We start from the raw sequence: 18,504 nt of genomic DNA on the forward strand, positions 1-18,504 counted from the left end.
GAACCACCGATTCTAGTGCGTCAGCTGCCGGGCAACCCGGGGTAGTAGGTTCCGGCCGACCAACCGCCGTCGACGGCAATCTCAGCTCCGGACATATAACTTGCGTCGTCGCTGGCTACGAAGGCGGTCACGCGTGCAACCTCGTCGGGTAGTCCGATGCGGCGCAGCGGAACCTGGCCATACGGCTTCTGGAGTTCGTCACCCGTCTTGCCGGCCGCGTTGCCCAACGCCGTGTCCACTCCGCCGGGATGTACCGAGCACACGCGGATGCCCGAGGGTCCGAGTTCGAGAGCCTGCGTCTTGGTGAGCCCGCGAACAGCCCATTTACTCGCGGTGTACGCACTCAGTCCGTTCACGCCGCGCAGACCGTCGACGGACGAGATGTTGACGATCACGCCGCGGGCAGCCTTCTTCATGACGGGAACCACGGTCTTGGCGCCCAGCATCGCGCCGATGATGTTGACGGAGAACAACTTTTCCACCTGAGCGACGTCGATGTCCTCGACGGCGGCAAACGCGAGCATGCCCGCGTTGTTGATCAGGACGTCGACAGTGCCGAACTGGGAGACTGTCGCATCGACGAGGTTCGCCCAGTCGGATTCGCTACTGACATCGAGATGGTGGAAGACGCCGCCGATCTCGGCAGCTACAGCGGCGCCCTTTTCGTCGAGAACGTCACCGATGATGACCGTCGCGCCTTCCGACGCCAACAGACGTGCGGTCGACTCGCCCATGCCCTGTGAACCGCCGGTGACGATGGCAACTTTTCCTGTGAATCTGCTCATGCTTCGATTCTGTGTGTGATCCGGCGCTCGAGTGTTCGTGTGTCTCGCTGGCTGGAATTGTCCACTTTGAAGCGCGACTGACCTCGGGCCCGGCCCCGATCGCCTAGTCTCGTGGAATGGCTATTGTCTGGACAGTTCCGCGCGGTATCAGCCCCACTCTGCTCGTTGCCCCGTTGATCAAGGAGTTTCTCGCCGAGGGCGAAGGCACTCTCGACGCACGACTGAGCGCTGTCGGCACCATCTGCGCTTCGCTCGAGAAGCAGGTGGGTCGTACATTCACGTCGATCAGCGCGGCATCGGCAGCTATCTTCTCCGGCGCGGCAGGTTCGGCGAGTGTGCCCGACGCCCTCCGTCTCGCAGTGATGCGGACTCTGTCCACCGAAGTGATCGTCCGCAAGCCCGCGCCGCATCCGTTCTCCGAGAAGGTCGGAAAGCGTTTGGGAGAGTATGTATTTGCATTGCGTGACCCGCGCAACGATCACGTATTCCACGTCGGTCACGGCACCGGAAACCAGGTCTTCGCTTCGGTCTTCGAGGCGCTCGGTGAGCTCGAGAACCTGGAAGGTGCCGACGGTCCCGCCGAAGCGAATCCGGCTGTAACCGCAGCCAAGATCGCGCGGATCCGTGAGATCTATGATGCGGGGTCCGCAGTCGAGCACTACGTTCTCGTGCGTGCACTGGGAACGTCGGGCACGGCGGATACCGCTGTTCACGCCATCATCGAGGCCCTGCGGATCAGCGAGGTCGGCGGGGGATTGACCAATCTTGCCGGCGACGCTATCGACAAGGATCTGCGGGCAACACGCGTCGAAGAGTTGGCTTTGCGTTACTCCGCCGATCCGGCACCCGAATTGCCGACGCCCAGTGTTGTCCTGCACGTTCCGGGTTCGGCTCGCGCCGGAGCCACTGCAGAAGAGATCTACGAACTCGCGCGGCAAGAATGGGCAGCCGGCGCAGCAGTGCGGGCCGAGGCCGGAATTCCGGTACTGGTGTTCGCGGACAGCATCATTCGTGGCGCCTTCCGGGCGAAGTCGTGGGAGGTGTCCACGCGTAACGCCGACGGCAGTATGTTGTGGCGCTGGAGCGGCGACGTCGACGAGGATCTCGCGGCAAAGTATGTCGGCACCGAAATCACCCCGCACAACGTCGGACTCAAGAAGTGGCCGGTCAGCGGTTGGGTTACCCGCTTGACCACCGCCCGTCCGGGCGCAGCAATGCCGGGACCGCGCAAGAAGTAAGACGCAGGTATCTAGGTGGGCTCCGGAGTTGTCCTTTCCGAAGCCCACCTTTTTACTTCAGCAATCCACTGCCGAGGTAGTCGCCCTTCTCGCAGCCGGGCGGAATCAGATAGACGGCGGAACCGATCGGCGTAGTCCATTCGTTGAGCGCGTCGAAGTCGCTCAACCGCTGCTGCACCGGCAGATACTGCGCACCGATGTCCCGCTGGAATGCCGCGAAGATCAGTCCCGAGTTGGAAGTCTGCTCGCCTTCGGGTGGATCGTCGTAGTTGTACGCACGACGGAAGAACTGCTCCTTCTCGTGAGTGTGGTGGGCTCGGGCAATGTGTGATCCTGGCGGAATCACCGGGATACCGAACTTGTCGGTCGCGGTGAAATCGGCCTCGTCGAACTCGTCGGTGCCGGTCAAGGGAGCGCCGTTGGACAACGCTCGACCCATCGTCAGTTCGCGCCCTTGTCGATCAAGTTCGTCCCAAGTATCCATCTCCATGTGAATTCTGCGCAGTACCAACGATGTTCCGCCCGCTAGCCAGGGTTGATCGGCGCCGTTATCCCACACAAGGGAATTAAAATCCGTGGTTTCGGGCGCCGGATTGACCGTTCCGTCCACTTGGCCCATGAGATTGCGCATGGTCGTTCCCTCCGGCGTGGTTCCCCGCGCGTTGCGAAACCCCTTCTGGGTCCATCGAATTGTGGTCAACGAGCGCACATTCTTTGTCAGTACTCGCACAGCGTGCGCGATGGTCACCGGATCGTCGGCGCAGATTTGGAGTAGAAGATCGGTGCCGCCCCAACGATCTTCGAGTCGGTCGATCGAGTACGACGGTAGGGGAGCAAACCAGTCCGGTTGCCGCTCTTGTAATCCCAGCTTGCTGAACAGGCCGGGACCATAGCCGACGGTGACCGTCAATCCGGCGGGATCGAGCGCCAGTTCCTTCTCTGTATCGGCCAGGGCGGGTGCCCCGGCAGTGAGACGGGACGCGTCTGCCGACCACATTTTCATGATGCCGACAACAGTGCTGCGTTCCACACCCGGTCGCAGATCGAAGCCGATGAAGGTGGCGTGCGCCTGCGGTGATGTGGCGATCCCAGCTTGATGGTCGCTGTGGAACGGAACGGTCCTCTTGCCGGCCGACGGTTCCTCCGCCCGCGCCAGTGACGTTGCACCCCAAGTGGTTCCCGCGACAGCGAGCGCGGCGGCGCCTCCTCCGAGAAGGCGCCGCCGGCTCAGTCGCAGGTTACTGTTCTCAGCCACCGTGATTGGGGTCGTAGTTCTCCTGGTTACCGGAGAAATCGCGGATCTGGGCATTGAATGTGGTGCTCGAACCGTCGTCGAAGACCAAAGTGACGTCGGTTTCAGTGCCGGGCAACAGTGGCGCGGCAAGTTCCATGAACATCAGGTGGTCTGCGCCGGGTGCCAGCGAGGCAGAGCCGTGGGCGGGGATCAGGAGTCCACCGTCCTTGGGGCGCATGGTCATCGTTCCGCCGTCCCCGGAAACCACTTCGTGGAGTTCCACGCGGGCGGATGCCGGACTGGTTGCCGCAACCAGTCGGACGTCGGTGTCGCCGGTATTGGCGAGTTCTGCAAATCCGGAACTCATCTTCTCGGGTGCGGCCTTGATCCATTGTTCCTGGACTGTGATGGATTGTGCTGCTTCGGTGGCAGTCTCGTTGGAAGAGCATCCGGTTAACGTCAGGGCCGTTGCCAACGCGGTGGCTGTGAAAATTTTGGTTCGAACAGACATGTGTATCTCCGTACTTTCAGGAAGGGTCAGATGGATGCGCGGCGCTTGAACGCCGCAATGGATGTGTCGATCAACAGGAAGGTCAGCAGGCTGATACCGAGTAATGGGATGAACCAGCCGATCAGTGCGGTGAGCGCCGTCAGGGCAATAACGCTGATCGGCGACAGGTTGCGGATACCGCCGCGAGCGGGTGCGCTACCCACTGCCCACTCGGACCCGCGGGTGGGGCGTCGGCGCCACCACATCACGTAACCCCGAATCGCGACGCTCACCAGCGCGAGAGCTAGTGCAGCCAAAGCGATTTGGTTGGCGAGGCCGAACAGCAGCCCCATGTGTAGTTGAATGCCCCAGGCCGAGAGTTTTGCTGCCAGAGGCCAATCCGAGAACCACAGTTCGTCGGTGACCTTCTGAGTTGCCCCGTCGATTGCGATGGTGTTGTTGCTGAACACCCAAGGCTGACGAGTTTGGGCGACGGTGAATGCAGTCTCTGCGTTGGCGGGGATCGACACTTCGACTGGGCCCGTGATGCCGTGGTATCTCGCGATACCGAGAACGGTGTCGACGCGACCGACGTTGGTATCGGTCATCATTCCGGCGGCAGTGGGGGCGGTGCCGTGGCCTTCGTGCCCACCCGTAGCCGGTGGGGGAGCGTCGCCCAGTGTCTTGACCACCGATGGTGTGGTCCAGCTCAGGGCAGTCCGTAGGCTACTCACATTTTCACCGGCATAGGTCGACCACGTGAGACCGGTTGCCGAGAGGAAAACCAGGGCAGCTGTTATCCAGATGCCGACGACGCCATGCCAGTTCAAGGTTCGTCTACGCCCGGTGGACGTTCGATCCATTGTGAGGAGTCGCGCGTGGCGGGCGGTGCGGTACCGACGGAACCAGAGATAGGCACCGCCGAGGGCGACGACCCACATCCATGACGCAGCCAACTCGCTGTAGAGGCGACCGGGTTCGCCGAGATGAAGATTGCGATGAAGTTGTGAAATCCACGTGCGGACCGGCAGCGAACTGCTGCTTCCGTACACAGCCAACTCGCCGACAGGCTTGGCCAGGACCGGGTCGACAAAGACTGCGAGTCTTTCGGATTCGCCGAGTGACGGATCTGTGAACAGGACCCGAGTTGTCTCTCCGGGTTCAGCGGCGGGGCGTACCGCCGACACCGTGAGGTCTGGGCGGTACTGCTGAGCCGAACGGATCTGGTTGTTCAACGACGCGATCTGTCCCGTGCTGTCGGTCTGGAGGTAGTCGTTGTAGACGATTTTCTCGATACTGGGTGCGATTGCATAGAGGCCACCGCTCAATGCTGCGATGAGGATGAAGGGGCCGATCAGGATGCCGGCGTAGAAGTGCAGACGCAGGATCAAGGGCCTGGCGGAGCGAGGTTTTTTCTTCGGGGGAGAACTGTCGTTGGAAGCGCGTTCGGGTGCGCGTTCCATTTCGGGTGCGGACATGCGTGTACTCGATCCCGCCGTGCGCCTTTGTTAACCGCCCAGGGTTAATAAAGGCGCACAGCAAAGTAGCGCACGGGTTTTCGTGCGTGAAGTAAGAAGGGAAGAGGTGAGTTACGCGATTGCCGGTGGACCGCGAGTGCCGGTGCCTGAAGTGACAAGTTGTCGCAGAACAACTTTGGCGCGGTAGCGCGTGCGCATCGAGGTGGATGCAGGTTCGGGGGTAGCAGGACGCAGGAGGACGGCAACGATGGCCGCTACTGTCGACGCGGCGACAACGTATCCGTGTTCTGCTGCGCGAATCAGCAATGCACAGACGCCGATGGCGGCAATGTGCGCTGCGAGCATCGGGAAGGTCGGGTGCAGGCCGTGCGGATGTTCGGAGGCGATGGTCAGCGTTATGTGGCCGATTGCCTGGCCCGCGGCAAGCATGAGTGCTAGTGCGATTGCTGGGGAGCGACGGATGTCGATGGACGACACAACCGCTCCGACGCTCGCGCAGGCGAACAGCAACAAGGCCACTGCGCTTTCCGAGGGGGCCATACCGCCGCCGCCGATTGCGTGGGCAGCGATACTGACGGCGCCGGATGTGCCGCCCACAAAGGCCCCGCGCAACTGCGCGACGTCTGCGGGCCCTGGGGTCATGGACCACAGGATACCGGTATCTACTACGACTCTTAGTAGGTGTGTGGATTTTTGGACGTTTGTCCTGATCGGAAACCTTCAAACATATCTGGACAAAACGGGAAAGTCGGTACAAAACGGGTGTTAATCTACCGGCGTGTCGTCAATGAGGGTGGCGATCAACCAGGAAGGTCCAACTCGGAATATCCCAACCAAGGAGAAATCATGAGGCGTGGAATCTTTGCGGTATTCGCTCTCGTTGCTTCACTCGGTCTTTTTCTGCCTTCGGTGTCGTCGGCTGATCCCGTGACACATTCGGTATCCGGGACGCTCACCAACACTTGCGATCCACTCGGCAACCCGGTCGGGGTGTGGATGGTTGTGTGGAACGGAGCGAATCAGATTGCGTCCACGACAACCGGACCCGGTGGGGTCTACACCATTACCGGAGTGCCGCCAGGTTCCTATACCGTCAGTCCGTATGCCCCGGCTGGATGTGGGTCGGTACCCAACAGTGCTCCGGTGGACTTGACGTCCGCCGATGCCACCGGCATCGACTTCGAGATGGTCAAGGTCTTCAGCATCTTCGGTCAGGTGACGGGTTGCCCTGAAGGCGAAGGCGTCGGGACGCCGGATGTGACGGTCAACCTACTCGACGGCGGAAACCAGATCGCGTCGACGACCACCGATAATTTCGGTGACTATTTCTTCCAATACAAGCCGGCCAAGGACGGCTACACGGTCGAGATCGTGCCGGGCGCAGGATGCGGATCGGATTCGCTCTCCCTTCCGGTGAATCTGAGCGCCGACAATGTCGAAGGCGTCGATTTTGCTCTCACTCGCGACTGTGGGACCGGAAGTCTGGGAAGCATGTTCGGCAGTATTTTCGGCAGCCTCGGTAGCTCGGAATTCTGTCTAAGCTGAGCGTGACAGCGCGCGGCGGGAGGAACTCGGATTCCTTCCGCCGCGTTATGTCGTTCGGGGGCAACAAATTTGCTTAGTGATTGCGGAAGAAGAATTTCCGTGCCGCACGAACGGATAAGTGCAGCAGACGGTTCGAGTTCTCGAATTGCTGAGACATGTAACAGGCTGCGGGACCAAAGTCACCGAATCGCGGGTGTAACGGACTGGCGCTCGATCACGGTATCGACAGCAGAGCCACAAGGCCGCAGAGTGATAGCGTCCGGGGCATTATGTCCGAATGAATCCGAACTCGAACTGGGAAAACGGTGCGCAGCGATAACAACGGCTCGAATGGTGGATTTCTACGGAGCGGTTCAGGATCAGTTGGTACTGACGATTCCAATACCAATACGATTCGAACGGTCACCTTCACTCCGCAGTTCGACGAGGTTCCTCCAAGGCCTTTGCCCAGTCAGAGAATGCGGCAGACACGGCGCGAAGAACCGACCGATTTCCGGACCGCAACACCTGCGGAAATGACATCTGTCGACGATTTGGACATCATCAAGCGCGCGAAGCGTCCTCCCGAACGAGGTTTGGGCAGTGTGTTGTTCAAGCTCTCCGGCGGACGGATCAACACCGGGCAGTCGGCGGCCGAACTCGAACATCAAGCGTTGGTTCGTCGCGCCAATCAGACGGTACGCGGTGTCTACAAGATCGCGTTCATCTCGCTCAAGGGCGGAGTGGGGAAGACGACAGCAGCCAAGACTGTCGGCTCCACGTTCGCGTCGATTCGAGGCGATCGGATTGTCGCGATCGACGCCAATCCGGATCTGGGTACTCTGGCTGATCGGGAACAACGCGAACATCATCTGACCGTCCGTGATCTGTTGGCCGACGGAAATATTCGCACCTACAGTGACGTGCGGTATTACACTTCGCAAGGGGACAGTCGGCTGGAAATCCTTGCCAGCGAAGCGGATCCGGAAACGTCGGAGTCGTTCAACGAGCAGGACTATCTCGATACCCTCCGCATCCTCGAGGTGCACTACAACATCGTCATCACCGACTGCGGAACCGGCATCATGCACTCGGCAATGTACGGAATCCTCGATGAGGCAGACGCTTTGGTTGTCGTCAGTCCGACGGCGCAGGACGGTGCGCGCAGCGCCGCAGCCACTTTGAGTTGGCTGACCAAGCACGGGTACGGCGATTTGGTGAGTCGATCGGTGGTTGCGATCAACTCGACCCGTCCCGGGTCTTCTTCGCTCGATCTTGATCAACTCGAGGATGTGTTCTCGCAGCGAGGAGTTCGGGCGGTACGCACGTTGCCGTACGACGATCACCTCGGCGAAGGCGGCCCGATCGATTTGAAGTTGTTGAACAAACGCACATCGCGCGCCTACCTCGAATTGGTTGCCGCCATCGCTGACGGTTTCCCGGACACTCCGGGTAGGCACGCGTCCCGATGACTGCTAGGGATGTCTCAGTATTGCCCCGTATCCGTCTGCGAGGGTGAGGCGTTCGTCAATCTGCACCATTTCTGCCCCGGTCCGGATAGCCAAGTAGGGGAGTAGGCGGTCGGCTGGCGCAAAGAGTGAATCGCTGGAGACTTCCTTGTCGTCGGGATCGGTGAACAGGAGCGTCTCCACCTTTCCCTGTTCGAGGGCATCGAGCACGCGGGCAGTGCCGTCGACCGACAGTTCGATGTCTCGCCCCTGGCCGGCACTGAAGCGTTCGGTCTCCGCGTCCATCCGGCGCAGCCGCTCGGTATCGATGAGTTCACGAATTTCCTTGGCCACCTCCGTGGGTGAGGAACCTGCTGCGCGAGAACCTCTTTCGATTTCCACTGCCCGCAGCGATGGCGGTAGGTGCTGCGCAAACGCATTGCGGGACTGAACTTCTCCGATGATCACCACCAACTGCACCTTGTGTTCGCGTGCCAGGGCCACGGTTCGCGTCGAGGCCTGGGTCAGGTTCTTGCGGACGTTCTCCTGCACCAAGGACTGAGTGTCGATGTAGCGATCCGGCCCGCCTACCCGTGCCTTGTGGACGGGAACAGCGTCGCCGTTCACGGATTCCCCGTACACGTCTCGACCGCGTGCATCGCGGACACACAGATCAGCTCCGGTGTGATCGACCTTCGCGATGATGAACGGTTCTGTGTCGTAACCGTGCGCAATCAGCGGAATCAGATAGGGCAGTGACCCGACAGTCACGATGGTCGACGTCGTGGGCTCGAGCAGGATGTCGTCGACCAGAACAGCGTCAGGTGTCACGATGATTGCTCGGCCGGCGCGACCCGAAATTCCGTGGTGGTTGTCTTTCACGCTGTCGAACTGTTCGATCAAGGACGCTGGAGCCTCCTGCTTGGACAGTTGGCTTCGCATCGACCGCCATTCCTGCTCGAAACGCTCACGTGAATCTTCACGGTTTCTGACGTCCTCGAAGTACACGGAGGCAAATGGTCCTTCGCTCGAACCGACCTTCTTCAGTCGCCCAGCATGCATGGCGACTCCTCTCTTGTCGTCGTATCTGTAGTTGTCTTGCCAGGCGTACCCGCTCGAGGTTGATCCGACACGAGGATGGGGTACTCAATCTGATTGGTGAAGGGAGTGCACGATGTCTGCTGGGCGGCGCAACGGATCGGATACCGAGAAGCGGTGGTCGGACCCTGAAGAGTTCCGTCGGGCCGCAATTTTCACGATCGTGGTGGTCGGCACGGCGCTTGTAGTCCTGTTGCTCGACGCGCTCGCGGTAGGCCGGCAGTCCGGAGGCAGTGAATCCGGAGGTAGTGAATCTGGAATATCCGGCATCGGCATTCTCGCATTTGCGCCGTCGGCGGTCTTTCTGATCGGAGGATTGGCTGCCTTCGTTCAGACGTATCGGGTCTGGCGACGCGGCGGCACTTGGCCGATCTGGCAGGGCGCGGGTTGGTTTCTGATGGTATTGATGCTGTTCAGCCTGGGTTTGGCAGCCTCAGATTACGGTGGCCCGGAGTAGGTTTCCCGTTCGAGTCGCACATTTGTTCGATAGTTGCTAGTGTCGGTGATCGTGAGGGTGGTGCAGAGGGAAGCCTGCACCACCCGCACACCAAAATCTGGTGCCTGACGCTGACTGCCTTCAGTGTCAGGCACCGATTTACGTCGGGCACCGATTTACAGGATTCAGCGTTCAGTTCTCGTTGTTGGATTCGTCATTCTTGGTTTCCGAACTCCGACGCCAGTGCGTGAAGCGTTCCTTGATATCGGATGCGACGTCGCCGACGCCATTGCCTACGGCCCCGACAGCGCCACCGAGTCCGCTGCCGATGTCGCGGACCATCCGGATCAGTGGATCGTCGGATTCGTCGAAGTTGTGCTTGTACGTCTTGGCCGCGTTCTTGAACTCGTCGCTGATCTTTGCGTCGTCATCGTCGACGCGGCGTGGGTAGTTGCCGCGCAGAACGTCGGAGTACGCCCCACTGTCCACCCACTTCTTCAGCTCGGCGGCGCGCAGTACCGAAAATGGGTGTGTCAGTAGTTCGATGTTGAGGAGTTTGAGTACGCCGTCCCGGAGGTCTCCGCTGGAGTCGTACTCGGCGGCCTGGTCCAGGAAGGCTTCGATGTCGATCTCACTCACTCGCGACCCGCCGGCCAACTTCATCTGTACTCGAATGGCGGCGTGAACGTCCTGGCCGCACAGGAGACCGGCACGATCGCCCGAAAGTTCGGATTTGCGTTGCCATTCCAACAATGCGGCGATGATCGCACGTAACGCCCAGCCTCCGACCGGTAGCCAACCGATGGTCCCGGCCAAACGCATCAGATGCATCAGGATGGTGCGATAGACGGCGTGACCGGACAACGCGTGTCCGAGTTCGTGTCCGATGACGAATCGCTGTTCCTCGTAATTCATTACGTCGAGAAGGCCAGTTGTCACCACCATGAACGGCCGGTCCATGCCGATGGTGAAGGCATTGACCATCGGCGTCTGCAGAACAAAGAGTTCAGGAGTTTCGTCCGCTCCCAAGATGTCGACACAATCGCGTCGTAGGTCGTGCAGATCGCGGAATTGACGTTCGTCCACGCGGACAGCGGTGGCCAGATACATCAGCCGGTGTTGGCGCTCTTGGAGTAGTCCCGACAGTGTCCGCAGTACCGTGTCGAATCCGCGAAGGGTGCGGAGCGTGACCAAGGCTGCGCGGTCTGCCGGATGCTCCCAAGCGCGGGAACTGATATCGGGAAACTCGATTCTGGTGCGGTCTGGTGCTGTAGTCACGTGCGCCTCGCTTCGGTGTTGTCGAATCACCTCCAGACTAACGACTAGTTGGTTTGAAACATTGAGTGTTGTGGTTCCCTTGTGTGCCGTTCGGGAGAAAATAGCCGGTCAGAGCAAGTATGGAAGGACAATAGTTCGGGTACTCGGAGTGCAGTGCCTTCGTTTCGAGCGCACGTAACTGGCCAATCGGCTGACAAGGACCGCCATGATTATTCTCGGAATTATCTTGCTGATTATCGGATTCCTGGTGAACATTCCGATTCTGTGGACCATCGGCGTTGTTCTCTTGGTGATCGGATTGATTCTGTTCGTGCTGGGTTCGACGGGACGAGCCGTTGGTGGGAGGCGACACTATTACTGATGTGTCTGGTGCGCCTACTGCAGTACCGGATCGAGGACAGACCCCGCGCCCCATGGGAGTGCGGGGCCCGTCTTCGATCGGTCTTGCCAACATCTCCTAGAGCGTCAACGAGTCCGAGCACACCGAAGCGCGCGTCAACGAGACTACGACGGACAGTGCCGGTTTACCGGCGATTTACAGAGATATCACCCTAGAATTCATCCTTTGAGATCCTGCTTAGCGTTGGTAACGGATGGACAGCGATTCGATCGGGTGAATGGGAGGTTCGATGGATCTGCATCTGAAAGGTAAGACTGCCGTCGTGACAGGCGCAGGCAAAGGAATCGGGCTTGCGATAACTCAGGCGTTGGCCGAAGAAGGCGCCTACGTGATTGCGGGTTCGCGGACTCGTACAGCAGACATCGAGGTACTCGAGGCCGATGGCAACGTCACATTCGTCGGGGTTGATCTGTCCAGTGAGAAGGGGGCGGCGGCGCTTGTCGCGGTTGCGGCAGAACGTGGCGGAATCGACGTACTGATCAACAACGTCGGTGCCGTGACGCCGCGGACGGGTGGATTTGTCAGTGTTGCGGATACTGACTGGGAGTCATCACTGAATCTGACCTTCATGTCCGCGGTACGGACAATCAGGGCAGCGTTACCTGAGATGGAGCGTCGCGGTGGCGGAAGCATTGTCACGGTCAGTTCGGTAAACGCATTCCTTCCCGACCCAGCGGTTATCGACTACAGCGCGGCAAAGGCTGCACTGACCAACCTGTGCAAATCTTTGTCGAAAGAGTTGGCTTCGAAGGGGATTCGTGTGAATACCGTCAGTCCGGGTCCGGTTCGAACCGCCCTGTGGCTGGCAGAGGGCGGAGTTGCGTCGACGCTTGCCGAGGTCGGCGGTGTCAGCGAGCAGGAAGTGGTGGACAGTGCGGCAGCGGGTTCGGAGACGGGTCGGTTCACGCTTCCCGAGGAAGTCGCGGATCTGGTGCTGTTTCTCGCTGGGGATAGGGCGGCGAATGTGACCGGTGCAGATTTTGTGATCGACGGAGGATTGGTCAAGACGCTCTGAACGCCGTAGGCGTAAACGCCGCGTCAGGATGGGCCTTTGGGTATCAAGACGACGTCAGTGGGCCGTACGAATCAACGTTGTCGGGGTAGTCCTGAAAGAGGAGCTGAAGTACCGGTGTACTCACTGCTCCGGAGGCCATGAAAGGTCGGTCATGACTATTCTTCATTTCCTCGCTTCGGAACGTGCAACGACGCGATGCGTCCTGGCCGGCGTCGAGTTGAGCGAGATCGAATCGGCGGAAACCTACGCGGTGCTGGAATCGATGATTGCGCGGCCGCATCTGAAATTGATCGGACTGTGCGTCGATCTGGGCGTCGGTCATCGTGACGAGGTCGACCTGCGTAGGGCCGCTGACAGCACCGTCGGGTTGATGGAACGAGTCTATCGTGAATATCGAATCCTGATGTCGGAGTTGATTATCGAGACCGTTTCACAGGCAACGCCGGACCTACTTGTACAGGTCCGAGACGAAGACACATTGTCGAGAGTCTTCGATGACCTTCTCGACGACGCGTGCGCGCGTAATCGATATCCCCGGCCGGCATTGATCGTGATGGAGGATCTGGGGATTCGAGCTAGTTTGCAGTCTTGATCGCCGTGAGGTATCCCGATTGTTCGGACAGGTCGGCGAGTTCCGGTGGGAGATCCGGGATCGGTTCGCCGTACATGTTGGCCAATTCAATGGAATTAAGGCACTCGACTGACCAGTCGTGCTCGGTCAACCACTGCATCGGATCGGCGCGCTCGTCCTCGTAGAAGAGCGCAGCCATGTCGATGTCTCCGAACGGGTCCTTGCTGAAATACTTTGCCCGTATGTCTGCGAATCGTTGCGCATCCATTCCGGATGGGAAGTAGTTCAATGCAAGTCGGCTATCGGACGACGACAGGTTGTCGATTCTTTCGAACAGTGCGTCGTGTGCGGGGCCAGGGAGGTAGGCCAAGAGCCCCTCCGCAGACCACGCGGAGGATGCGCTCGGTTCGAACCCCGCAGCTTTGAGCGCCGTGGGCCAGTCATCTCGTAGATCGACTGCGACAGTGCGGCGGTGTGCTTTCGGTTCTGCGCTGTGCTCGGTGAGTACCCGCTCCTTGAATTCCAACACCTTTGGTTGATCGACCTCGAAAACCGTAGTGCCGGTAGGCCAATCCAGTCGGTAGGCCCGCGCATCCAAACCGGACGCCAGGATCGTCGATTGCGACACTCCGGATCGGGCAGCAGCCAGGAAAAAGTCGTCGAAAAATTTGGTCCTGATACCCATGCCCATCCCCATGAAGCCGGAGAAGGGTAAGTCGTCCAACGAGGTCGGGCTGGCCAGCAACGCAGTGAAATGTGGTTCACCAGCGGACTCTACGAACCAGGGCGCGTACGAATCCTCGATCAGCGCATTGGGGCGCAGTGATTCGATCGCTCGAAATGTTGCCACTCCCAATGCAGTCAGGCCGACGCTGCTGACTATGTCCCAAGTATCTCCATCTGTGCGCATCGTTGAGTTTCCTCCCGATTTTGGTGCACGTTTTTTCGGTGCACGAGTGTTGTGGGTGCACATCTGCTCTTGCCATCCGACCATTCTCGATCCTACGCTCGTGGCGAAACCAGGGCAGGTCCGCGGATTCGGCGAGTGGGTGGTCGAGTCTGAAATTGTTGTTGTGCAATATCTTTAGAGGAGGATCAATATTGTCAGGGACTTGCCAGTGCTGCTGGCCCACCATCGGGCACTACGAACGCTTGATGTTTTCCGCGGAGGCTAGCGGCCGTGATAACCGGCTATTGCCACGGGATTTCGTTGTTCGGAGGCCGGCTTCCGCTGACAGTGGTCACACCTGGCGGGTAGGTTTACACGCTTTCGTAGTCGGCGACCGCCGGCGAACCGCCATTCTGCGCCACCGAGTTCGATGAACAGAACGCCGACGAGGATCAAGGCCAAGCCGCCACACCTGATCTGGTCAGAGGCTCGGAGACAGGACGCGGGAGGCGACGGCAGTCAACGCGACACTGCATGCCGTCCAGATTTCGTAGGCAACGCCCAAGCCCATGCCGCCGCTCAGGGCAAGACTGAGCAATACGAATGCGGCGAGGTATCCGATGGCGAGTGCATGGTAGCTGCGAGCGTTTCGCCGAAATTCGTTGGCCGGACCATCGGGTCGCATTGCATACTTCGATGCACCTTCGAGAATCGTTACGCCAGGAGAACATTGATGAGAAGCCCGGACCGGATCGACCCGATACTGACCAAGCTCGGCGCCCTCTGGCGCGCAAACCCCGACTTGCGGCTGACACAGTTGGTTGTGACCCTCGCCGATACCGGCGAAACGATGCCGGGGTTCTTGTACACCGAAGATTCGGTGATCGACGAGGCGCTCGATCGCCGTATCGCGGATCGTTAGCACTCAGAGAATTCTCAGCAAGATTGCGTACGTTAGATTTCGGCTCGTTGACGCCTTCGGGATGTTGCCGTGCCGCGGTATACGGAAGCCGTCGGCACCGATAGGCGTCTGCGGCTTCCGTGTTCCCGTGCCATCGCCCTCGATACTGGTTTCCGGTCGACTCAACTCAGCGTGAATCTGGACGCAGCTAGAACACTGTGGTCCAGTCGTCTTTGACACTGACCACCGTCCAGTTGTTGTCGAGGGCTAGTTGGAGTGCTTCTTCGGCGCCCGTCACATAGTCGAACTCACGGTCGGGATCGTCATGGAGTACTAGAAGACGCAGAGCGGGGCGATTCGGTTGCTCGGAAAACTTCAGCATGGGAATGTCGCCGTTGCTGTTGGCGGCTGCCATGAGAGGCCGTCGGCCGGTTCTGTTCCAGATCCGAATCGGCTTTTCCGGACCGTCGTCGACTACATCTACCGCTGGCTTGCGCCAGATACTGCCGCTGGTGCCGTCGTCCCGCCAGTCCAGTGACACGCCGCTGCCAATGACTCGCTGTCGCGGGATACCCGTACACCTCTTCGCTGATAGGCCGCATGAAGTCGCGTCCGCCGCCGGAGACGATGTAGTTTCGGAAACCGTTGTCTCTCAGGTATTTCAGCAACTCGACCATTGGGGTGTAGCTGCACGTCAAGTAGCTGCGGTCAAGGGTGGGATGACGGGCGGCACGTAGAAATGTGTCGGCCTGGGCCTCGAATTCCTCGACGGTGACTTCGGCGAACCCCGTCAACACACCGGCAGCAAGGACCTTCAAGGCTGTGTCGTCGCCGCGGTAGTGCGCGGTGATCACGTCGTTCAACCACACATAGTCCCGGGTGTACGCGGCCCGCCAGGGTTGGCGGGTACGGAGCTGCGGGTCGTGTTCGGCCATCTCCACCAGACGGCGCAGGATGAAGTCGAGTTGGATCGGCATCGGCTTCTCACACCACAAGGTGCCGTCGTTGTCGAAAACCGCGATGCGGTCTTCCGCTGGGACTTCGTCAGGATCGCCTCGGGTGGTCACCCGCTCGACGAAGTCCACAATGGCTCGCTTACTCTCGCCGGCTTGCCAGGTCAGGAGGGGATCGTGCGCATCCGAGTTCGCGTCACCACCGAGAGGATTGCTCATGATGTCGGCTTCCTACTGAACGGGTCGTGACGCCCAGCCATCTCATCATCTGATCCGGCGGCGGATATGACATCGCCCGTTTCGGGCGAGCTGGGTTTCGGTCACCCGTTTCGGGGGATGCCACCGACTATGCGGCCGCAGAGGCTGGAAGTGAGACCACACACAAGGAGCCAGGTCATGGCCAAAACATTCAACGGCGTCGTCAATCTCGATATTCGTGACTCGGTCCCCGACTGGGGGCCTTACGAGCAACCGAAAGCGGCGCCCGGGACACCGAATATTCTCTACATCGTGCTCGACGACATTGGCTTCGGCGCACTCGGCTGTTACGGCGGGCCGATCGAGACTCCCAACATCGACCGAATCGCGGCGAACGGATTGCGGTACGGCCAATGGCACACCACTGCGCTGTGTTCCCCGACGCGATCGTGCTTGCTGACCGGCCGCAACCACACCACAAACGGCATGGCCTGTATCAGCGAGTGTGCAGTCGGCTTTCCCGGCGGAAACGGTCACATCCCTCCGGAATGCGCCACACTCGCCGAGGTTCTGGTCGGGCAGGGGTTCAGTACCGCGATGGTCGGAAAATGGCACCTGTGCGCTGAGGACGAGATGAATCTTGCCTCCACTAAACGGAATTGGCCGGTCGGTCGAGGTTTCGAGCGCCTCTACGGATTCCTCGGCGCCGAGACAAACCAGTGGTATCCAGATTTGGTTCACGACAACCACCCCGTCGAACAACCGTCGACGCCGGAAGAGGGGTATCACTTCAGCGTCGACATCACCGACAGGGCCCTCGAGTACATCGGGGATGTGAAGGCGATCGCTCCGGAGCGGCCGGTATTCCTGTACTACGCACCAGGGTGTGCGCACGCCCCGCATCACGCGCCGCGCGAATGGGCTGATCGGTACGCCGGCAGATTCGACGCAGGCTACGAAGCGATGAGGGACGAAATTTTAGCTAGGCAGAAGGCGATGGGCCTGGTCCCACCGAACACCGTGCTGCCGTCGCTCAACCCGATCGGAACCCCGGAGACGAGAACAGGACCCGGCGGCGAGCAGTTTCCGCCGTTGGATTTCACGCGTCCCTGGGACACTCTCTCGGCGGACGAGCAGCGATTATTCGCTCGGATGGCCGAGGTGTACGCGGGCTTTCTCTCACACTGCGACGATCAGATCGGACGACTCCTCGCCTACCTCGAGGAGATCGAACAACTCGACAACACCATCATCGTGGTGGTCTCCGACAACGGTGCCAGCGGCGAGGGTGGGCCCAACGGCTCGGTCAACGAGAACAAGATCGCTAACGGAGTGCCGGACGATCTGGCCGAGAACCTGGCAAAGTTGGACCAGTTGGGCAGCACCGAGACCTACAACCATTACCCGAACGGGTGGGCTATGGCTTTCAACGCCCCGTTCAAGATGTGGAAGCGGTACTCGTTCAACGGCGGCACCTGCGACCCGTGCGTCATTTCGTGGCCCGAGGGAATCGCGGCTCGTGGTGAAATTCGGGACCAGTACCACCACGCCATCGATGTAGTCCCGACATTGCTCGACTGTGTCGGTCTGGAACTCCCCGACACAGTGAAGGGATATACCCAGCATCCGATCCAGGGCGTGAGTATGCGCTACAGCTTCGACGCCGGAAACATTCCGACGGCCAAGCACACTCAGTTCTACTCGATGCTCGGAGGTCGCGGAATCTGGCACGACGGTTGGAAGGCCGTCACGACACACCCGACGCTGAGCGGATAGGGTCACTTCTCGGAAGATACCTGGGAGCTTTACCATACCGAGGTGGACCGGGCTGAACTCCACGACAGAGCAGCAGACGAACCCGGTCGGCTCGCCGAACTCGTCGGGTTGTGGTTTCACGAAGCAGGTGCCAATCAGGCTCTGCCGCTGGATGATCGCTCCGGCGTCGAACTTCTCACCACGCCACGGCCCCAACTAGCGCCTCCCCGCAACCGCTACGTCTACCGACCCGGTGGAGCTGAAGTGCCAGAGGCCGTCGCGGTCAACCTTCGCAACCGCTCCTTCTCGATCGGTGCCGTCGTAGATCTACCGGAACCGGGCGCGGAAGGAGTTCTGTTCTCGCACGGTGGGAGGTTCGGTGGGCACTCCCTGTATGTCAAGGACAACCGCCTGCACTATGTGTACAACTTCCTCGGTAGCGAACAGGAGAAAATCGACGCCAACGAGGATCTTCCGATCGGTGAAAACCTTTTACTGGCAGCTTCTTTCGACAAGGAGGGTGAGGACCCGCCAGGAACTGCCCACGGTCTGCTGAGCCTCTACTACGGAGACAGGAAGGTCGGTGAGGGCCGGATCCGAACTCAGCCAGGCAAATTCAGTATCGGAGGCGGGGAAGGACTCAACGCGGGCCGAGACAGCGGTGAGCCCGTCACCGACGACTACTCGGGGACGTCTCCATGGGCATTCACAGGTGGGACGCTCAACCGGGTGGCCGTCGATGTCAGCGGTGAACCGTATGTTGATCTGGAACGTGAGGCCGTCGCCATGCTGTCGCGCGAATAGCTGGTGACG

17 protein-coding genes and 2 pseudogenes are annotated in these 18,504 nt (G+C 60.0%); 9 read left to right on the forward strand and 10 right to left on the reverse strand.

Features of this window, described 5'->3' with window-relative positions:
* Positions 1 to 20: 20 nt before the first annotated feature.
* Complete coding sequence (locus MTX36_RS01290; RefSeq protein WP_243617955.1) at positions 21 to 785, reverse strand: SDR family NAD(P)-dependent oxidoreductase; 765 nt, start codon at positions 783 to 785, stop codon at positions 21 to 23.
* A gap of 116 nt (positions 786 to 901) precedes the next feature.
* On the opposite strand from MTX36_RS01290, the gene MTX36_RS01295 reads away from it, so the two are divergent.
* Positions 902 to 2,023, forward strand: a complete 1,122-nt coding sequence (locus tag MTX36_RS01295) for a GIY-YIG nuclease family protein (RefSeq protein ID WP_243617956.1) — start codon at positions 902 to 904, stop codon at positions 2,021 to 2,023.
* Positions 2,024 to 2,075: 52 nt separating this feature from the next.
* Here the strand turns inward: MTX36_RS01295 and MTX36_RS01300 are convergent, their stop codons facing one another.
* From MTX36_RS01300 to MTX36_RS01315, 4 genes are all read right to left on the reverse strand, one after another.
* Positions 2,076 to 3,278, reverse strand: a complete 1,203-nt coding sequence (locus MTX36_RS01300; protein ID WP_243617957.1) for a Dyp-type peroxidase — start codon at positions 3,276 to 3,278, stop codon at positions 2,076 to 2,078.
* Positions 3,271 to 3,768 carry a copper chaperone PCu(A)C gene (locus MTX36_RS01305; protein ID WP_243617958.1) on the reverse strand — a complete coding sequence of 166 codons (498 nt, stop codon included), beginning with the start codon at positions 3,766 to 3,768 and terminating at the stop codon, positions 3,271 to 3,273. Before MTX36_RS01305 ends, MTX36_RS01300 begins: the two co-directional genes overlap by 8 nt.
* Before the next feature lie 26 nt (positions 3,769 to 3,794).
* Positions 3,795 to 5,225: a PepSY domain-containing protein gene (locus tag MTX36_RS01310; RefSeq protein WP_243617959.1), complete on the reverse strand. Its 1,431-nt coding sequence runs from the start codon at positions 5,223 to 5,225 to the stop codon at positions 3,795 to 3,797.
* A gap of 111 nt (positions 5,226 to 5,336) precedes the next feature.
* Positions 5,337 to 5,867, reverse strand: coding sequence for a hypothetical protein (locus MTX36_RS01315; RefSeq protein ID WP_243617960.1), 531 nt, complete (start codon positions 5,865 to 5,867; stop codon positions 5,337 to 5,339).
* Between the two features lie 204 nt (positions 5,868 to 6,071).
* Here MTX36_RS01315 and MTX36_RS01320 point away from each other — a divergent pair, with 204 nt between their 5' ends.
* Positions 6,072 to 6,770: a carboxypeptidase-like regulatory domain-containing protein gene (locus MTX36_RS01320; RefSeq protein WP_243617961.1), complete on the forward strand. Its 699-nt coding sequence runs from the start codon at positions 6,072 to 6,074 to the stop codon at positions 6,768 to 6,770.
* A 515-nt stretch (positions 6,771 to 7,285) separates the two neighbouring features.
* Complete coding sequence (locus tag MTX36_RS01325; protein ID WP_243617962.1) at positions 7,286 to 8,221, forward strand: MinD/ParA family protein; 936 nt, start codon at positions 7,286 to 7,288, stop codon at positions 8,219 to 8,221.
* 3 nt (positions 8,222 to 8,224) lie between these two features.
* On the opposite strand, the gene MTX36_RS01330 is transcribed toward MTX36_RS01325, so the two are convergent.
* Entirely contained in the window at positions 8,225 to 9,259 is a 1,035-nt protein-coding gene (locus MTX36_RS01330; protein WP_243617963.1) for a hypothetical protein, read from the reverse strand.
* A 112-nt stretch (positions 9,260 to 9,371) separates the two neighbouring features.
* On the opposite strand from MTX36_RS01330, the gene MTX36_RS01335 reads away from it, so the two are divergent.
* Positions 9,372 to 9,752: a hypothetical protein gene (locus MTX36_RS01335; RefSeq protein WP_243617964.1), complete on the forward strand. Its 381-nt coding sequence runs from the start codon at positions 9,372 to 9,374 to the stop codon at positions 9,750 to 9,752.
* A 171-nt stretch (positions 9,753 to 9,923) separates the two neighbouring features.
* Here MTX36_RS01335 and MTX36_RS01340 read toward each other — a convergent pair whose 3' ends face one another.
* A complete protein-coding gene (locus MTX36_RS01340; protein ID WP_243617965.1) occupies positions 9,924 to 11,009 on the reverse strand; it encodes a M48 family metallopeptidase in 1,086 nt (361 codons plus the stop codon).
* Between the two features lie 205 nt (positions 11,010 to 11,214).
* Between MTX36_RS01340 and MTX36_RS01345 the strand changes: the two genes are divergently transcribed.
* From MTX36_RS01345 to MTX36_RS01355, 3 genes are all read left to right on the forward strand, one after another.
* Positions 11,215 to 11,370 carry a DUF6131 family protein gene (locus tag MTX36_RS01345; RefSeq protein WP_243617966.1) on the forward strand — a complete coding sequence of 52 codons (156 nt, stop codon included), beginning with the start codon at positions 11,215 to 11,217 and terminating at the stop codon, positions 11,368 to 11,370.
* Between the two features lie 268 nt (positions 11,371 to 11,638).
* Positions 11,639 to 12,424: an oxidoreductase gene (locus MTX36_RS01350; RefSeq protein ID WP_243617967.1), complete on the forward strand. Its 786-nt coding sequence runs from the start codon at positions 11,639 to 11,641 to the stop codon at positions 12,422 to 12,424.
* A gap of 151 nt (positions 12,425 to 12,575) precedes the next feature.
* Positions 12,576 to 13,016 carry a hypothetical protein gene (locus MTX36_RS01355; RefSeq protein ID WP_243617968.1) on the forward strand — a complete coding sequence of 147 codons (441 nt, stop codon included), beginning with the start codon at positions 12,576 to 12,578 and terminating at the stop codon, positions 13,014 to 13,016.
* Here the strand turns inward: MTX36_RS01355 and MTX36_RS01360 are convergent.
* Both MTX36_RS01360 and MTX36_RS01365 read right to left on the reverse strand, forming a co-directional pair.
* Positions 13,000 to 13,905 (reverse strand): class I SAM-dependent methyltransferase, encoded by a 906-nt coding sequence (locus MTX36_RS01360; RefSeq protein WP_243617969.1) that lies wholly within the window; start codon positions 13,903 to 13,905, stop codon positions 13,000 to 13,002. The two genes, MTX36_RS01355 and MTX36_RS01360, sit on opposite strands and share 17 nt — an antisense overlap.
* Positions 13,906 to 14,365: 460 nt before the next feature.
* Positions 14,366 to 14,569: an SMR family transporter gene (locus tag MTX36_RS01365; RefSeq protein ID WP_243617970.1), complete on the reverse strand. Its 204-nt coding sequence runs from the start codon at positions 14,567 to 14,569 to the stop codon at positions 14,366 to 14,368.
* Positions 14,570 to 14,617: 48 nt separating this feature from the next.
* Between MTX36_RS01365 and MTX36_RS01370 the strand changes: the two genes are divergently transcribed.
* Positions 14,618 to 14,806, forward strand: a complete 189-nt coding sequence (locus MTX36_RS01370; RefSeq protein WP_243617971.1) for a hypothetical protein — start codon at positions 14,618 to 14,620, stop codon at positions 14,804 to 14,806.
* Between the two features lie 187 nt (positions 14,807 to 14,993).
* Here MTX36_RS01370 and MTX36_RS01375 read toward each other — a convergent pair.
* Positions 14,994 to 15,957 (reverse strand): annotated as a pseudogene (locus MTX36_RS01375) (HAD family hydrolase).
* A gap of 177 nt (positions 15,958 to 16,134) precedes the next feature.
* On the opposite strand from MTX36_RS01375, the pseudogene MTX36_RS01380 reads away from it, so the two are divergent.
* Positions 16,135 to 18,495 (forward strand): annotated as a pseudogene (locus MTX36_RS01380) (arylsulfatase).
* Positions 18,496 to 18,504: the final 9 nt, after the last annotated feature.

The organism is Rhodococcus sp. ARC_M6 (genome assembly GCF_022810305.1).
Classification (GTDB): Bacteria; Actinomycetota; Actinomycetes; order Mycobacteriales; family Mycobacteriaceae; genus Rhodococcus_F.

Excerpts from the sequence above, each read along its gene's own strand:
- MTX36_RS01290 (WP_243617955.1), bottom strand. The coding sequence starts at position 785 with ATGAGCAGATTCACAGGAAAAGTTGCCATCGTCACCGGCGGTTCACAG.
- MTX36_RS01295 (WP_243617956.1), top strand. The coding sequence starts at position 902 with ATGGCTATTGTCTGGACAGTTCCGCGCGGTATCAGCCCCACTCTGCTC.
- MTX36_RS01305 (WP_243617958.1), bottom strand. The coding sequence starts at position 3,768 with ATGTCTGTTCGAACCAAAATTTTCACAGCCACCGCGTTGGCAACGGCC.
- MTX36_RS01310 (WP_243617959.1), bottom strand. The coding sequence starts at position 5,225 with ATGTCCGCACCCGAAATGGAACGCGCACCCGAACGCGCTTCCAACGAC.
- MTX36_RS01315 (WP_243617960.1), bottom strand. The coding sequence starts at position 5,867 with ATGACCCCAGGGCCCGCAGACGTCGCGCAGTTGCGCGGGGCCTTTGTG.
- MTX36_RS01320 (WP_243617961.1), top strand. The coding sequence starts at position 6,072 with ATGAGGCGTGGAATCTTTGCGGTATTCGCTCTCGTTGCTTCACTCGGT.
- MTX36_RS01325 (WP_243617962.1), top strand. The coding sequence starts at position 7,286 with ATGACATCTGTCGACGATTTGGACATCATCAAGCGCGCGAAGCGTCCT.
- MTX36_RS01330 (WP_243617963.1), bottom strand. The coding sequence starts at position 9,259 with ATGCATGCTGGGCGACTGAAGAAGGTCGGTTCGAGCGAAGGACCATTT.
- MTX36_RS01335 (WP_243617964.1), top strand. The coding sequence starts at position 9,372 with ATGTCTGCTGGGCGGCGCAACGGATCGGATACCGAGAAGCGGTGGTCG.
- MTX36_RS01345 (WP_243617966.1), top strand. The coding sequence starts at position 11,215 with ATGATTATTCTCGGAATTATCTTGCTGATTATCGGATTCCTGGTGAAC.
- MTX36_RS01350 (WP_243617967.1), top strand. The coding sequence starts at position 11,639 with ATGGATCTGCATCTGAAAGGTAAGACTGCCGTCGTGACAGGCGCAGGC.
- MTX36_RS01355 (WP_243617968.1), top strand. The coding sequence starts at position 12,576 with ATGACTATTCTTCATTTCCTCGCTTCGGAACGTGCAACGACGCGATGC.
- MTX36_RS01360 (WP_243617969.1), bottom strand. The coding sequence starts at position 13,905 with ATGCGCACAGATGGAGATACTTGGGACATAGTCAGCAGCGTCGGCCTG.
- MTX36_RS01365 (WP_243617970.1), bottom strand. The coding sequence starts at position 14,569 with ATGCGACCCGATGGTCCGGCCAACGAATTTCGGCGAAACGCTCGCAGC.
- MTX36_RS01370 (WP_243617971.1), top strand. The coding sequence starts at position 14,618 with ATGAGAAGCCCGGACCGGATCGACCCGATACTGACCAAGCTCGGCGCC.